Origin of the sequence: Burkholderia sp. lig30 (assembly GCF_000687455.2) — a bacterium.
GTDB lineage: Bacteria > Pseudomonadota > Gammaproteobacteria > Burkholderiales > Burkholderiaceae > Burkholderia.
Map to the genome: position 1 here is coordinate 1 of NZ_JGVW01000023.1, position 1,201 is coordinate 1,201.

At 61.0% G+C, this 1,201-nt stretch carries 2 protein-coding genes; both read left to right on the forward strand.

What is annotated here, in order from left to right:
* A partial coding sequence (locus tag LIG30_RS01955; RefSeq protein ID WP_038709214.1) for a phospholipase effector Tle1 domain-containing protein occupies positions 1-442 on the forward strand: 442 nt, incomplete at its 5' end.
* A complete protein-coding gene (locus LIG30_RS24825) occupies positions 439-1,044 on the forward strand; it encodes a DUF3304 domain-containing protein (protein WP_235510137.1) in 606 nt (201 codons plus the stop codon). The genes LIG30_RS01955 and LIG30_RS24825, both read left to right, overlap by 4 nt.
* Positions 1,045-1,201: the final 157 nt, after the last annotated feature.

The following is a 1,201-nucleotide window of genomic DNA, read 5'->3' on the forward strand; positions in this document are numbered from 1 at the left end:
CGACATCGGTTCGTTCGACGGGCACTTCGCCTTTGCCAGTGACGGCGCGATGCGCATTCCCGATTCGGTCCGTTACTGCGTTCACGCGTTCTCGATCCACGAGCAGCGCATGAGCTTTCCGGTCGATTCGATCCGCGAAGCGGGGGGCGCTTATCCGCTCGGCATCCGCCATGAAGTCGCGTACCCCGGCGTGCATTCGGATGTCGGCGGAGGCTATGCGCCGAATGAACAGGGCAAGGGGCGTGATCCCGACCAGGGCGATGGCGGCAAGCTCAGCCAGATTGCGCTGCACGACATGTACGTTCACGCGCTCAAATACGGCGTGCCGATGATGAAGGGCGACGAGATTCTGTCCAGGGCGGATTTCAAGGCGGAGTACATCGCGCAGGGCGCGATCGACGAAGAATGGAACCGGCTGTACGGAAAGGGAGGCATGCAGTGACGAATCAATGGCGAGTGGCGGTGACCGGCGTGCTGTCGGCGCTCTGTCTGTCGTTGGCTGCGTGCGCAGGTGGGCAGCCGAATGCAGTAGAACCGATAGATGTTCCTCACCCGGTGAAGCTGGGGGGTGGCATGGATGTTCTCGCACTGAACTATACGCCGTGGTACATCCACACGTTTTCGATGGTGGGGCCGCCTGGGAGCGGTATTCGCGGCGGGGGGCCGAACGTAATGCCAATCAAGGCGGATGGCCGTCCGTCCGGAGGAGGCGCGGCGGTCTGTTGCATGCGCTATCCCATCGAATGGCAACCGGAATTGAAGCTGACGGTGCGCTGGCTGGTGGACAAGAAGCAGGATGGGAAAACACGCGGCTACTGGTACAAGGCGGAGAACGTGCGGATCGCGCCGTACAACGGAGCCAATGCGAACGAGGCGTGGGGCATCTTCCTGCCTGGCGATCGGGTTCGCGTGATGATTACTGATGGCAATCGCGACGGCGGCAACAATCCGAACAACCGCCCGGCGGATAACGATCCCTATATCGCGCAGGGCGTGATCGACGAAGAATGGAACCGGCTGTACAGAAAGGGGGGAATGCAATGACGATTCGATGGCCAGAAGCGATGTCGGAGGGTGGCCGGCTGCCGCTATCGCAAAGCGAAGACGCATTCAAGTTGGGCGCGCTGCGGATGCATGACGAAACCCGGTCGTGCCGGCAGACATTGCAGATCAGCCTGTTCTTTGACGGCACGAATAACAA